This is a genomic window from Grimontia sp. SpTr1, from assembly GCF_947387585.1.
Taxonomy (GTDB): domain Bacteria; phylum Pseudomonadota; class Gammaproteobacteria; order Enterobacterales; family Vibrionaceae; genus Enterovibrio; species Enterovibrio indicus.
This window is the reverse complement of record NZ_CANDOD010000007.1, coordinates 217,463-231,190: the sequence shown is the minus strand read 5'-3', so window position 1 is coordinate 231,190 and position 13,728 is coordinate 217,463. Positions and strand designations below refer to the sequence as shown.

The following is a 13,728-nucleotide window of genomic DNA, read 5'->3' as shown; positions in this document are numbered from 1 at the left end:
TCATCAAGAAGCCGAATATACGTACGCATCTTAACTTTGATTGCAGATTCGTTTTGTAGGTACGTGGATTCCATATACACTTTGGGGCATAAACGTGCCAGAACAGATCTGCCGGACACGCTTATGGACAAAAGTGTGTTAGAGTCGGTGCTCGAAAGCGTCAGCTTCGGATAACTTCAGTTGGGGTAATAGAAGTAGACGGCTTTGTTGTTCGACTGCAGTGACTGCTCTCGCAGTCATAAATACAGCTATCGACTCTTGATCGGAGAGAGGCTTATGTGTGTTATACGTATGAGAAAGCCTTTTCGTTTGAACTCAACTGCGGAACCTCTTAAACAAACGCTTGAGTCAATCCGCAAGATGAAGATTCAAAGACAAACCCATTTGACACAGTCTGCTAACAAAAGCTGGTGTAGCTAGTCAAGTTTCATATGTATCAATTACCAAACCGAAAAGAGCTTACAAGTTGCTTCTAAGTGTCCTGCAACTAATTGTTTCGGCTTTCCTGTTTCATACATCAGATGAAAACTGGCTCCTGAAGCTTTGTAAGCAAGTAGAGCGGAAAACAATTCCTGATCTAAAGGGTTTATGTACATACGCTCATTACATGAAGGATCGATCGGTGAGGTCACACTCACTGCGTGTGCATCACTTTTGTGTTCTCCATTAAGACTTTGTACATACAGATGCTTTATCTTCGCATCGCCAACAATAGCCGAGTTTGCAGAAAAACAAGTTAGAGCCAATCCGAATAGTGAAAGGATTTTTACGTACTTCTGAAACATTAATTTTCCTCCTATTTTCTCTACAACGTTGCAATAACGGGCGCTTGTCAAACAACCCAAAACTGTTTTAATCCTTTGTATTCACAACACGTTGAAAGGCTGCCGCAGTGACAAAGCGTCCCTCATTAATTGCTTTGTTATGCCGTATAGCTAGTAACATCGTTTTGATTGCTAAAAGTTATTGAGCGATCATCAGAGAATGTGAAAACCGATTTTGAGCCACCCTCTATGGAATGAAAGCTCAGAGAAGCTAACTCTAGATTCCCTAATGACAGCTTTTCTTTTAGGTTTACAACTTTGAACAAGCAATTCATTTCATCCATGCTGAAACTGGTTGGTGGTACAGAGTCACGCCGCCAGAAAATAATGCCACAATCGAAATAATGCCTATCCCAGCATTCATCAATCTTTAGATATATAACATTAGCTTGCTCTTCAAGATTGCCATCACACCACATTTCAATACAGAGCAGTTCTGCGACTGCTTCTCCTTCTATCGCGGGAACAACACCATTAAATTCTAACTCTTCCATGATGGTCACCTTCGAGCATAACGACACCCAGCAGCGGCCGAGCGTAGCGAGGTCCAGCCAGCTTGCTGGCGTTGCTGCCTGGGATTGTTAAGTTTTTTACCAAAACTTCCACCAAGGTTTTGAAGGAAGGTATTTCTTTGCGTCCTTTTCTACAAGCTGAGCCGACACAAAATAGTCCACGACGTACTTATTGAAGAGCGCTCTATCTTGTTCTCGGAAGCAGATGCTATAAGCCTTTGACTCTGCAGAGGGGGCGTTAATGGCATCTAGTAAGATTGTAGAGAAGTCATTAGATAACTGATCTTGAACTAAATGAATGATTAGCTCTTTAGTGCCCCAGTCCTCAGCCTCAAGATATTGGTTTGTAAGATGCTCAGCGAACTGCGGTGATACATAGTCACGCAAAGCCTCAACGTCATCAAAACTCTTACTTGAGAGTGCATACTCGAGCTCAGTGAAAAACTCTTTTGGTGTGACTTCGAAAGTTTGCACAATATTCCTTGAAACTTAACAGTGTATTGGACACCAAAGTGGTGTACTTAAACACCCCATTGTGTCCAACAATAACAAGCCACTGTATTTTTAAAGTAGCTTTCCCTATGTTTTAAAAGCCCTTTCTCGCAGTGCTAAAAATGGCCTTGTGAAAACGCCCCAAAATGGGGCTAAGTAGGTATTATGCGATACCTTTGCATTTACTGTGTGTATCAACAGTGGAAAAGTACATTTCGGATTACAAAAAGTAGGGTGAATAGGAGGCTTTTAAACGCCTAATCAAAAATGATGCTGGCTCACTTTGGGGCATAAACGTGCCAGAACAGATCTGCCGGACACGCTTATGGACAGAAACGCGTTAGAGTTGGTGCACTAAACCGTCAGATTCGGATAACTAAAACTATGGAGGCGCTCGCCTGTCATTCTGAGATGGACTACTTAATTTTCTCTACGCATCCGATCAATTTACTGAATAGAAGGGGGCTTGTTCAACACCCAAATAAAGTGTCGGCTACGCGATACTTATTCTTATTTGTTATGTTTGTTCCTGTTTCCATCGCATTATTGCTTCATGTATCTGATCTAGAAACCCTTCATCTTTGATGTTCCTTGGGTGATCATATTGTGATTTATTAGAAATAGCTTCAGCTAAGCTTTCAATATATACAGTGCCATAGGAGTTATAATTCGCTTTTTCGCTGCCATTTAGCTTGACCACTGCCGAGAAGCTCACAAAGCCACTGCTGCAATTTACATCAATATAATATTCGTCTTCATATTTCAGTAAGAACCACGCAGAGACCTGATTTTCGATAACTTCCATTGTTGCACTTCCTGAAAACATGTAGCCAAATTAAGGTGTGAACAACGCCTCCACCCAACCTAACGCATTGTGCCATAAACACTAAACTAGCTTGAAGTGAAAGCGCCGAGCGTTGTGAATCACTCTTAAATTTATTGTTATACCTCTTTTCCTATTACTTCTAATAAAAATTTATTGGGGTGTGGCCAAACTTCGTGCTCTGGTTTATCAAATTGTAGGAATTCGATAAGGTCTCTACCTTCCAATACAAACGCAACCGTCACTCCTGGAACTGGACTTCTCGGTGTTAAGATAACCTCTCTACCCTTGATAGCGTCTTCTAAACTGTCTACAACATAACCTATGTGAGGCTGCGTTTTTATTATGTCAGGTAAAGTACTATCATCATCGAAGTTCAACCACTCCATAGCATATGGCGTTTCAAAATACCCTGTAGCATGCATCTTGAGCGCTGGATTATGAGTATCCTCAGGTAAGTAATTTTTTGTCGGGATTCCCACATGGTGAAATGTTAACTTCTGAAATTTACTATTAGATTGCATGTTGACTTCAATTAGTACGTAAAGAGCTCAAAGACTACTGATAAACAATGACAACCTCGACTGTTTTGACCTCAATCATCCTTAATAATGCTAAAACTGGGCTTGAGGTATAACGCCAAATTAAGTAGTGAGCAATGCTACCACCTGACCTAAACCATTGTGCCGTAAACACTAAAGTTGATTCAAACTGAAAATGCCAAGCGTTGCGAATCTGCTTAAATTTATTGTTAGGCATCTTTTGTCGTTAGCATAATATTGCGCAAAGTTACTTCTGCTTGGAAGGCAACATGTGAACTTGAATGAGTTAAACACCGTTTAATTGTCTCTATCTCGTCGTCACCAACAGTATTCATGGCTATAAACGCTCTCAGCACATCACATACGAAAAGATCATCTGAATCTGATAGTTTTCGAACGAGAAAATGATTCAATTCTACGTTATCTGGCCCTATCCTTGATAGAGAACTAATAGATGCTTGTTTAACGCCTAAACATTCACTGTCGGTTAATTCGATTAGCTTATCAATCGCATCAACAGATCTTTCTCCCAGTGCCCCAAGCGCCCCTATACACCAAAATACAACATCATCAACCTCAGAATCTAAAGCAGAAATCAGACTCGGTACGTCGACGTCAGAATCACAGGATAAGTCTCCTAGTGCTAGGGTAGCCTTTTTCCACTTTCTCTCATCGTTTGATGTGAGCCATGAAATCCATTTTTCAGTTTGATTCACAATACTCTCCGAAATTGAATGCCTAACAGTGTATTGGACACCAAAGTGGTGTACTTAAACACCCCATTGTGTCCAACAATAACAAGCCACTGTATTTTTAAAGTAGCTTTCCCTATGCTTTAAAAGCCCTTTCTCGCGGTACTAAAAATGGCCTTGTGAAAACGCCCCAAAATGGGGCTACGTAGGTATTATGCGACACCTTTGCGTTTACTGTGTGTATCAACAGTGGAAAAGCACGTTTCGGATTACAAAAAGTAGGGTGAATAGGAGACTTTTAAACACCTCATCAAAAATGATGCTGGCTCACTTTGGGGCAAAACCTTGTTAGCGCAGTTTTGCCTGACACGAGTTTGGGTAAATTTTGTACCCAAAACTTGCGTGGTGGTAAATCGTTTACCACAAATTACCCAAAGCCAACTTCGTATGACATAACCCTTACGGCCGAATTACAATGAAGAAGCAAAAACAACAAAACCACCATTATCGGTGGTTTTGTTGTTTCTCTGCCTTCTCGGCGGTTCCGTTAATTTGACGGCTTATTTCTCGGCGTTCCTTTTTCTTAGCTGCCTACTCGGCGGTTCACTTGCCATACACAGAGTGACGACGGGCATCATATTTCCTAGCTGCCTACACGGCGGTTCACCGTTAAGTATAGACCCAGACACCACGTCTTTTCTGGCGTTATGGCGATTTTCCTTGAAAAACCCTTTTTTGAGACACCTCTGTAACCTCCTGATTTTTCTTGACTGGGATTTACCCTCAAAGAACGTGGTCACACCTCGATTAGCGGCACTGTTCCTCGCCAATCGACGTTGGTGGCGAGGCCATACATGTTGTAGCCGCCATCGTTTGGCCTCTCTTCATCTTCAACCTGCACCTGAAGAACGAAGTCTTTTCCTGATGATTTGCTTCCCATGGGGATGCTATGAAATGGCATGAACGTTCTTTCTTCTTCTGAGACGGGGGTGAAATCTCGGCCTGCTTCTATTGCGCGTTTTTCAGCGCGTCTTAAACGGCGTCTTTTTGAGTCCAGAAAGCTCTTGCCGATAGTTTGGTTTCTGACAAACCTGACCTCTGGCGCTGCTTCGGGAGCTGTTTTTACCGGTGATATCTCGAACAATCCTTCTGAACGCATCAACGTGAAGTAGGGTTGATAGGAAAGCCCTGTTAGCACCGTTTTATCGTGGCAGACAAACCCGATTGCACTTCCGATGTTTCTGTCATTCCACTTGGGGAAACAGATACCAACTTTGTTTGCCGCAACTTCATTGACTGCCATGAACCCGTGCAGAGTCTTAATGCATCGCCCGGCAAGAAGCGCGCAGTCAGCTTGAGCAGGAAGAAACTTGATAGTGAAGAAGTATCGTTTATCCATTGTGCTACCCCTTTTTCTTTGGCTGGCCGTTACTAAACAAGCCACCTTTGGCCATCACTGCTAACAGGTAGTGAACTTCATCAGGAATCTTGTCAGTGTCAGATAACTTTTCCAGCCACAAGTCTGCGTCTTTGAGTAATGCGTAGAAATCCTGTTGCGTGCTCGGGTGGCGGCGGGATGTGCCGTATTCACGATGCGCACCATATTCATTGATACGTATGGCAACATCCGCGTCAGGTGCCCACCAGTCATCAATACTCTGTATTGCAGCACCGACTTTTTGAGCATGGAAAGAAGCAGTTTGCTGCCCTTCAGGGAGAAGGGTTTTGGCTAACTGCTTGGTTGGTTTTCCCTCGACCTTTTCATCTAAGTACTCTTGGCTAGGGTATAGTTCATCCCCCCATCCCACAGAGACTTTTGCCCTTACATCCATGTAGTAACTGTCTGACTTATCGCTTAAGCCCTTGCTGATGTATTTGGTCAGTGTTTTCAAGGCACTTTGTGCCTCTTTGGGCCACTTTTCCGCCCACTGCAAACGATGTGCTCGATTCACAGAAAGAACGGAATCGTCGCCGCATTTCACTTCGATTTCAACGTTCCGGAAATCGCGGTTTCGCCAGAGCCATGTTCCCATCAAAAGATTCTTGGCATACCTTTCCGCCAGCTCATTAAAGCCCCCAGACTTGCTGTATTGCTTTGAGAGCGTTTCAAGCACCTGCCGAGCTGAGTCGTTTGAGCATTCATTTGGTTTTAAGGTGTTGGCTTGCACGCGTAAAGAGAATCTGCAGTAGATGTCATCTGACCCGACGGGAACATAGCAGGCTTCAATATACTGAGGGTTGCCATACCCAAAATCTCTCGCAGAGGTTGGTTTAGGGCTGTAGTCGGGTTTGTATCCCTTTTGGAAGTCAGAGTTTTGTCCAAGAATACGTGTTTGATCCACGTCGATGGGTAACATTTCTCCTTTTTCGCCCAATCTATAGAAATAGGCTTTTCCTGGTGAAAGTGAGCGCGTATAAGATAAATTTTCACACCGTTCCATAGTTAGTCCTCTTCTACACTTTCAATCAGAATAGCTGCGTCGTTTTCTGTAAGTGTCCAGAAGGCAAGACGAAAGAAGTTATCCTGCTTGCCCCAACGAACCTCAACGGGGTTCAAGCGCTTCCCTAAACCAATCACATTGTCCGCATAGCAATGATGTTTTGTGAGGCTGTTGAGACGCGCTTTGGGGTGCTCCAAAAACGCATATCCGCAATGCAAAGGAAGTTGGGTATGGTCGGCACTTAGGCAAGCATCCAGTTCAGGCAGTGTCTGTGGTCTTTCCTTGGCGGGTATAAGCCAACGACCACTGCTCGGTAAACGGCTAACGCGTTGAAAAAGAGATGTTCTATCGGGATACGATGAAAGCCAGTTCAGAGAAATATCAAGCTCTGGAGGGAACAAGCCACCACCTGCAAAGTTGATGGGCAGAGCGGCTTTGAGTGCCTTAATATAATCTGAAACGCGAGCTTCAGATTTCACCTTAATCACCATATCAAACTCGAGATCAGCCACATGCTCAGAGCGAAGGGTTGTTCGCTTGATGGGAGAAACGTTTCTTTTATGGAGGGGTTTAGAAAGCTCAGTGAGTTTGGCGGTGTAATGTCGAGATTCACTTCGAAAGAAAATCGCAAAGCTCTCAAACAGGCATTCTTGGTTAGGCTCAAGTAGTTCTCTAAACCTAAGCTGATAAGCATGCATGAATCCCCAAATGGCAGTCAGGGAGGGGGCTCCGGCGAGATAAGGTGATCCCATCATTGACGCATCAAACACCCGCATTCTCGAAAGATAAATGTACTGCTCATTGTGAGCTGCTTTCGTATCATCCTGTGCTTGAATAAGCCTTCTGAGTATCCACCGCAACTGCCTTTTCATTAGTGGCATCAACTTTTGATGGTAAGCATATCGCCAGCCAAATTTGCTTTCCTGCAATGTGAGTTGCAGTTGCTGGTTTAACCCTGACGCCAGTGTTTCTAATTCAGAGAGGTCATTGAAAACGAATGCCCGCACCAATGCATCTTCTGTATCGAACGACTCGCCACTTTCCTCGATGTGGTCTCTCAACTCGACTAACGGCATCAGCCAAACACCGAGCTGACGCCGAAGTGCCCGAATTTGATATCGCCTTACTTGTATTTGCTTTTTGGGTGTAGCAAGCCGAGACTCCCCTGACAGGCGACCAAGCAAACTACTCGTCTTTTTATTCACCATGGCAAAGTGGTCAAAGAAGCGATGTGTTTTTTCCCGGCTCGACGATAACGTTCTTTTTGAATGAGGACGAACACTCAGGGGATAGCTGAGCAGCCGCATGTTTCCACCTAAAGCACCCGCAAGACTTCCTATTGCCGAAGGGTTCGGCAGCAACAATGTTGTGGTGTAAAATCTGCACTCTGGTGAGCGAACATAGCGCTCTAACGCCATTTGGAAACCATGATTCACAACCGGTGTGATAGTGAGTTCTTCACCTTTCCATGGGAAACGTAGTTTCTTTGAGATTGGGTGAACCGAGTCAGGAAAGAACGCTTGAGATAGTGCTTCCTCAAGTGTTTTTTTGAACAAAGACGCCTTCTTTTTGGTAAGCCCAAGTGTGGCCAGTAAGGGCATCCAGATTGGGTCGTTATCTCTAATCAAATTGAGCAAGGAGGTAACTTCGCCCTGCCAGACAAAGCTCGATAACAGCCAAAGGCAATGTTTGTACTCTTTGCTATCATGCGCCCAACCGAACTCAATGGTAGACGTGTAATTACTCACCAAGTTTGCGTATTGGCTAGGCAGTAAGCTCAGCACTTTTTGGTCTTTCACTCTGCAATCTGGATACTTGAGGTTATGGGTGTGAAACCAAGAAATTTCGTTAAGTGAACGACAAATATTGTCCTCATGTTTGAGGTATTGCTTTGCGGTTTCTGGGTCTAAATAGTCCTCACACTTTGCGTTCAAGAAAGCGAGATTGAGCAGTATCACAGCTGTTTGCTCTTCAGCGCCATCAACGCATGTCGGCGCGGTGTAAGGCATAAATGCTTTTTTGATACGAGCATTTCTCGCCTTGAGGTTTTCTTCAGATAACAGAGATTGCAGCGTTTCCATGCTTACCACTCCGGCAAAAAGACATTGAGACCATCGGTTGAAGATTGCATATGCGTGAGCCTGAGCGTCATCACATCACGCAAATGGTAAATGGGTTTATAAGATTCGACTTTCTGATGCAGCTTCAGTCGGAAAGCAGTTTGGAGGTAACCATGCTCGTTTAGGCGGTTCACTTCATCTGTTGTGCAGCCTAAAAGCGTTGATGCCTCTAACGAACTGACCAGCATATTGGAGGGGTTATCTGCTTGTTGACCAGCATGCTCATTAACGAATGCTGAAAGGTAAGCAGTAATGGCTTTCAGGATGGGGTTCCGGCTAACATCGCGACTCGGCAGGTTACGGGCATCTTTTACCAGGTTGCCATATACCGCCGACAGTGGCGTTTTATTCCAAGGTTGAACTCGTACTGCTTCACCTTTTTGCAAAACCTGATCCAGCTCCGTATAAAGTGGTTCAGGCCAGGCTTTGAAATAGGTAAAGCACTCTGCTAAGTCAACGTGTTCCTCTTCTCCATAGCGATGCGTATACCAAAGCAGTACCCCGTATCGCTCAGAAATACTCAGCGGGAAAGCAAGTATCCCTTCTTTGACCAAGTTCTCGCCAAGTAACCATTTGCTGAGCGTCACCAAATCATCCTCTGCTTTGGTCGTTTTGGACGTTGTAAGGTCAAAACCGCACTCGCAATAGGTTATGGACTCTGAGGATTGATAATCGAGCTGGGCGTGACAGGAAGGGCAGTGGGTGAGTAACCGCGCTTGGTGCCGGTGACATACCTGATGAGGCAGGAATTGCCAGTGCTGTCGAATATAAGGGCTTTCAGCTAAACATTCGGGGCAAACAGGCGTGTGATCTTTCCGAAGCAGCGTAAACGGGTAATCAACACCGTCTCGGAATACCGCTTTGTAGTTGGGGGAGAATTCGGTTTTGGAGTGCATCAACGCCAGTTTAAGTAACTCTGATTCGTCGACGCCTCTTTGCTTCCCAATGAACAATAACCCCTGCGCCCGAAGCTTGCTGGCGACCTTTGCATGGTAGATGTTGGCTTGATGGAGAGATAACGGGTAGCTGCCAAAAGCATCGGGTGTATCTTCAACAAGCAGCGCCCAAATTTCTTCAGTGAAATCAGCGTACTCTAGGAAGCCAAGATGATGGCTCAATCGCAGTAGATAGCTTTCCAGCGCTTCGTCTTGATAGGGGGAAGGTGTGTTTATCCAGTCCATTGAACACTCATAAACTTAGAATTGCTAAGTTTATGAGTGTGGTACAGAATGACGTATTGTCAAATGAAACAGCGCATAGCGGTCATTTTACAGGCCAGAACTTTTCGTCCAATTTGATAGCAATGCCATCGCCGAACATTTTATAACCTTCAGAGGCGAGTTCCTGATTGCTGGGAAAAGTTTCTTCTGCTTGGGTTAGTGTTTCTAGGAGCTGTTCAAGTGCATCCTCTTCTTCAGCATAGAGGTACTGCTGTAATGTCTCTGAAAACCGCAAGTAAATGCCAATTTGTTCTAGCTGCCAAATTGCTTTTGGGGTGAGACCTTTGAGGGGTTGATAATACTTTGATAACAGTGTGTTGAGCTTTTCTGGTGCCAAGGATTTATCTGTTCCCGTGGACACTGTGATCGTTGAAATTTCAAGCTCGTTTGCCCTATTAAAATGGCTGTAAGAGATAGCCTTTTCGATGCCTATAAAATTATCGCCTAACTGAGACTTTGCACGTTCTATCGTACGTATTTTTTTACACCCAACCGTTCCTTTTGCTTCAACAACAAGTAACTTTTTCTTTGAGGGATTAACACCTATGAGATCAGGGCGCTGCTTTGAATCTTTATTCAAGAGATCGTTGAGTAAAGTCTTGTGTTCTGGTGATATACCATCAAAATGCGTCAAAAAATGGCAGTTCATCTTTTTCGCGGCAATAAGCTTGGCCATAAACATACCCAGCCAAAAACTACCCGAAACCTTTTCAGATGCTTCCATGTCTCTAAAAGCGGCGCTTTTTTCGATTTGTTTACCATTCACTGCTAGCAGTGCTCTTAGCATGAAAGCTCGCATCTTTAGGTCATACAACTTTGTATACTGGCTATCTTGGCTATCTTGGCTATCTTGGCTATCAGATAGCTGCGCAAGATTAGACTTACCAACCATTAGCGCAGACCAAACAAGATCTTCCCAACTCACTTGAATACTATGCTTTTGCCCATCTTCATTGTGATGAACATTAAACCTTGACGAGTTGAGGCACTCTGGTGAGTTTATCGAACTTAGTGGCTTAGTCATGATATGGTCTATGTTTATCAGGCCAGTAGGCTCTGCTAAGTCAAACTCTACCTTAGCGTCATAGTGCGCATCTGTCGCATCAAGCTGAAGCTGACCACCTAGAATCGCGAGTAAGTCAGTTAAATTGCAGCGATAACTTCTGTCAGACTTGTCTATCGTCCCTCTAATTATACTTGGTTCATTTGAGCGCTTCTGATCACCCATTGCTTTGGGTTTTATTGAAATGTGACTAACTGTCTCAAACTTCATATTTCATCATTCCAGTTAACTAGCTACCGCTTTTTCAATGGTATAACCAAATGGCTCCATCGCCTGCAGCAAGTTCGGGATATTGTCGCCCCACTGGTTAGAGATGGCGACTTGCTCCCCAGAAGGGAGAGTAAGAAGGTCACTTTCTGATGAGTGGTATCGGTTTAAGTGCTTATCAGCGATGTGTTCAAACAGCGACACGGCTCTCGGTAAATTGAAACTGTTCAGATAACGCTGAACTTCTGCAAGATTGATTGGTTGCTTGTCGTTTATCCAATGGGTAATCACCGCTAAAGCCAGCTTACGTTTGTTATAAACCTGACCGTTAAAACAGTACTTGGAATAGTCGCGCTGGCTTTTCTTGCTGGTACGCTGCTCTGCCTGCTTCTCGCGGAACTTGACTTGATAAGCTTCAACTTCCGGCACCGGAATGATCTGCTCGGCATTAATCAACACATCGTCTTTGTAGCGATACGGGGTGAGTCGGACACAGCTGATATCAATGCCCTTGTCGCGGAGCCAAAGGACCGATGTTGTCAGCTCTTTGCCAAAGTCAGCAGATGCCAGCACGATTCGCACATCGTTACCGAAATCATCAAGGCTGTTTTCATCTAAATCGACAAACTCAAGAATGGTTTCGCGGGCATTGATTTCCAGACCTTCCTTGGCACTGTATTGCTCGAAGTACTCACAGGCTTTATCGAACGTCATGGTAGAGATCATGGCCGCATAGCGAAGCGCTTGAAGCTCCATGTGTGCGCCGATTTCATCGCGCTTTAGCTCAATCACCACCAAGTTGGCGTTGCGGTCAATTGCCAATAAATCAATACGGCGATGACTGTCTTCCCAGTCGGAAAACTCTTCTGAGATCACCAGGCAGTCTGGGGCAATGGCGTCGATGCATCTTTTAAGGGCTTCTTGTAAATCCTGCCGCTCTTGCAGTCCTTCGGCTGCAAAGGTGGTTTGGGTTAAAGCAGTTAGGTTTTTGTTTGAGATGTTGTAGAGGCTCATTAGTAAAACTCAATTAAATGCTTTCAGCCACAAGATCATTTTGAACTTCGGTTGGCCCTATTTTTTCCAACTCCGTAGTGTCCCCGACAGACTGATGACTCGAGTAGATTAACTTTCTTTTGATTTCTCCACGCCCATCGGCAGACCATTGCATAGCCTCTTCAACTTTTAGTGAGAGTAAAACGCCAATTCTCCCAGCTTCCAACTCTATCTCTTGACGCTTCCCACCTGCTTCACTCCAAAGCGCAACATTGCTACTTGGTTCAAAATTTTTATTCGTCTTTGGGTCTATATCCCCTGTTGATCTTCGAGTCATGCCATATGGAGATATCGACAACACAGAGGAGCCAGGTTCTTCTGTCAGCATTTTTGCATAGGTTCCAGGCCATCTTTGTGGAATTTGAGGGCCATCAAGCAATAGTGCAATAACAAGATCTGGGCCCAATGCCCGTAGGATGGGGGCTATTGGGTCTTGTCTTGCGAGGTCTTCACAAATGAGAGGGCATATATGTACATTTTCATCTCGATAAGAAATCAGCTTTCTTTCACCTGTTGCACAGTTTTCCCACCACTTAATTTTGTCAGTACTGAGCACATCACCTAACCCATAAGTATTTAACTGGGCTGCGTCAAGCGCCCACCGATGGTGCTTTTGTTGGTTTTCTGCCACGTACATTCCAACAAATCGGTTTTGGTAAAAAAGCTCCAGGCTGTTCTCACCATAGCTTGTAGTACTAGTTCCTTCACCAAATACCCCAAAGATAATAACGGGAGGGAAAATATTCCTTTCTGAAAAGTGGCTTCTGATACTGAGTAGCAGGCTTCTCTTTTCAGTTGATGCAACAGCACACTCTGGGATAACGACTAAGTTTGGCATGCTCTCGCCAGCTGATTCAATGGCATATACGAGCATTTCGCTTGTGATGGGCTGTAGGTTTTGATAGGAGAAAAAACCGAATTCCTCCCCCATCTGTAAAGTTGGCTTATCATCCAACTGAAAATTATCGTTTTTTACTTCTAGTGGCCATGGAAGGATCAATATGTCGAATTCACAAGATCCCTCAGATTTTGTTGATGAACCAACTAGAGCTGTTACCTCAATACCCGGTTTAATATAAGCCAGATCATGACTCAAACTATTAAGCGATATGCCGGCCTGTGGTGTATGACTTTTGAACTGAACGACACCATAACTTTTGTCACACTGAGATAAACTTGAGATGATGGAGCGCTGCTTTCTCGAAATTAGCTTCTCTGTATAGCGGCTAATTAGTCTGCTTGATGAGCGGCGTATCGATTGTTGAATTTGATATCCACATGCATCACTAGCCACATACAGTTCAAAAAGTAGATTCAGATATTTTGGATCTTTCAACAATACATCAATTTGGGTTTTTACCTTACTTGGGCCAAATGCTCTGTATAAAAGATTATAAAATCGAGGACTTATATCTACTGAATTCCGACTTTCAGAACGCAGTAGCGCCATTGGCCATGTACGAGCATGGCGACCTGTTACCAGCTGTTCTATTTCATCAGACTTATTTTCTATAGATACAACTTTCTGATACACATCATATGTATCAAAAATTCGAGCAATAAGATGAAAAGTATTCATCGGCCATATCAAGTATTGAAATAACTGATTATCACTATCATCCAAGTCTACAGTGAAAAAAGTCCCTTCTGAGTATTTTTTTAGTTTGGCGAAATCGAACTCGCTCCTTTGATGATCATCACCTAGGAACATATTTTTCAATAAAGTTGCCAACTGCATG

General features: G+C 44.0%; 13 protein-coding genes. All 13 read right to left on the bottom strand.

Features of this window, described 5'->3' with window-relative positions; all coding sequences use genetic code 11:
• Nucleotides 1–440: 440 nt before the first annotated feature.
• The 13 genes from QL223_RS12665 to QL223_RS12605 all read right to left on the bottom strand — a co-directional run bounded on the left by QL223_RS12665 (nucleotide 441) and on the right by QL223_RS12605 (nucleotide 13,727).
• Nucleotides 441–785 (bottom strand): hypothetical protein, encoded by a 345-nt coding sequence (locus QL223_RS12665; protein ID WP_281544960.1) that lies wholly within the window; start codon nucleotides 783–785, stop codon nucleotides 441–443.
• A gap of 137 nt (nucleotides 786–922) precedes the next feature.
• Entirely contained in the window at nucleotides 923–1,318 is a 396-nt protein-coding gene (locus QL223_RS12660) for a hypothetical protein (RefSeq protein ID WP_281544959.1), read from the bottom strand.
• 96 nt (nucleotides 1,319–1,414) lie between these two features.
• Complete coding sequence (locus QL223_RS12655) at nucleotides 1,415–1,810, bottom strand: hypothetical protein (RefSeq protein ID WP_281544958.1); 396 nt, start codon at nucleotides 1,808–1,810, stop codon at nucleotides 1,415–1,417.
• Nucleotides 1,811–2,345: 535 nt separating this feature from the next.
• Nucleotides 2,346–2,633 carry a hypothetical protein gene (locus QL223_RS12650; RefSeq protein WP_140331021.1) on the bottom strand — a complete coding sequence of 96 codons (288 nt, stop codon included), beginning with the start codon at nucleotides 2,631–2,633 and terminating at the stop codon, nucleotides 2,346–2,348.
• Nucleotides 2,634–2,770: 137 nt separating this feature from the next.
• Complete coding sequence (locus QL223_RS12645; RefSeq protein ID WP_281544957.1) at nucleotides 2,771–3,175, bottom strand: hypothetical protein; 405 nt, start codon at nucleotides 3,173–3,175, stop codon at nucleotides 2,771–2,773.
• A gap of 227 nt (nucleotides 3,176–3,402) precedes the next feature.
• Complete coding sequence (locus QL223_RS12640) at nucleotides 3,403–3,909, bottom strand: HEAT repeat domain-containing protein (RefSeq protein ID WP_281544956.1); 507 nt, start codon at nucleotides 3,907–3,909, stop codon at nucleotides 3,403–3,405.
• A gap of 772 nt (nucleotides 3,910–4,681) precedes the next feature.
• Nucleotides 4,682–5,284, bottom strand: coding sequence for a type I-F CRISPR-associated endoribonuclease Cas6/Csy4 (gene cas6f, locus QL223_RS12635; protein ID WP_281544955.1), 603 nt, complete (start codon nucleotides 5,282–5,284; stop codon nucleotides 4,682–4,684).
• A gap of 4 nt (nucleotides 5,285–5,288) precedes the next feature.
• Entirely contained in the window at nucleotides 5,289–6,326 is a 1,038-nt protein-coding gene (csy3, locus tag QL223_RS12630; RefSeq protein WP_281544954.1) for a type I-F CRISPR-associated protein Csy3, read from the bottom strand.
• A gap of 2 nt (nucleotides 6,327–6,328) precedes the next feature.
• Nucleotides 6,329–8,407, bottom strand: coding sequence for a type I-F CRISPR-associated protein Csy2 (locus tag QL223_RS12625; protein WP_281544953.1), 2,079 nt, complete (start codon nucleotides 8,405–8,407; stop codon nucleotides 6,329–6,331).
• Between the two features lie 2 nt (nucleotides 8,408–8,409).
• Nucleotides 8,410–9,627 carry a TniQ family protein gene (locus QL223_RS12620; protein ID WP_281544952.1) on the bottom strand — a complete coding sequence of 406 codons (1,218 nt, stop codon included), beginning with the start codon at nucleotides 9,625–9,627 and terminating at the stop codon, nucleotides 8,410–8,412.
• 82 nt (nucleotides 9,628–9,709) lie between these two features.
• Complete coding sequence (locus tag QL223_RS12615; protein WP_281544951.1) at nucleotides 9,710–10,939, bottom strand: hypothetical protein; 1,230 nt, start codon at nucleotides 10,937–10,939, stop codon at nucleotides 9,710–9,712.
• Between the two features lie 15 nt (nucleotides 10,940–10,954).
• A complete protein-coding gene (locus QL223_RS12610) occupies nucleotides 10,955–11,950 on the bottom strand; it encodes a hypothetical protein (protein WP_281544950.1) in 996 nt (331 codons plus the stop codon).
• Between the two features lie 13 nt (nucleotides 11,951–11,963).
• Nucleotides 11,964–13,727 (bottom strand): hypothetical protein, encoded by a 1,764-nt coding sequence (locus tag QL223_RS12605; RefSeq protein ID WP_281544949.1) that lies wholly within the window; start codon nucleotides 13,725–13,727, stop codon nucleotides 11,964–11,966.
• Nucleotide 13,728: the final 1 nt, after the last annotated feature.

Bases quoted from the DNA above. Each gene is read 5' to 3' on its own strand.
- csy3 (WP_281544954.1), bottom strand. From the start codon at position 6,326: ATGGAACGGTGTGAAAATTTATCTTATACGCGCTCACTTTCACCAGGA.
- QL223_RS12650 (WP_140331021.1), bottom strand. From the start codon at position 2,633: ATGGAAGTTATCGAAAATCAGGTCTCTGCGTGGTTCTTACTGAAATAT.
- QL223_RS12645 (WP_281544957.1), bottom strand. From the start codon at position 3,175: ATGCAATCTAATAGTAAATTTCAGAAGTTAACATTTCACCATGTGGGA.
- cas6f (WP_281544955.1), bottom strand. From the start codon at position 5,284: ATGGATAAACGATACTTCTTCACTATCAAGTTTCTTCCTGCTCAAGCT.
- QL223_RS12625 (WP_281544953.1), bottom strand. From the start codon at position 8,407: ATGGAAACGCTGCAATCTCTGTTATCTGAAGAAAACCTCAAGGCGAGA.
- QL223_RS12660 (WP_281544959.1), bottom strand. From the start codon at position 1,318: ATGGAAGAGTTAGAATTTAATGGTGTTGTTCCCGCGATAGAAGGAGAA.
- QL223_RS12620 (WP_281544952.1), bottom strand. From the start codon at position 9,627: ATGGACTGGATAAACACACCTTCCCCCTATCAAGACGAAGCGCTGGAA.
- QL223_RS12610 (WP_281544950.1), bottom strand. From the start codon at position 11,950: ATGAGCCTCTACAACATCTCAAACAAAAACCTAACTGCTTTAACCCAA.
- QL223_RS12615 (WP_281544951.1), bottom strand. From the start codon at position 10,939: ATGAAGTTTGAGACAGTTAGTCACATTTCAATAAAACCCAAAGCAATG.
- QL223_RS12605 (WP_281544949.1), bottom strand. From the start codon at position 13,727: ATGCAGTTGGCAACTTTATTGAAAAATATGTTCCTAGGTGATGATCAT.
- QL223_RS12665 (WP_281544960.1), bottom strand. From the start codon at position 785: ATGTTTCAGAAGTACGTAAAAATCCTTTCACTATTCGGATTGGCTCTA.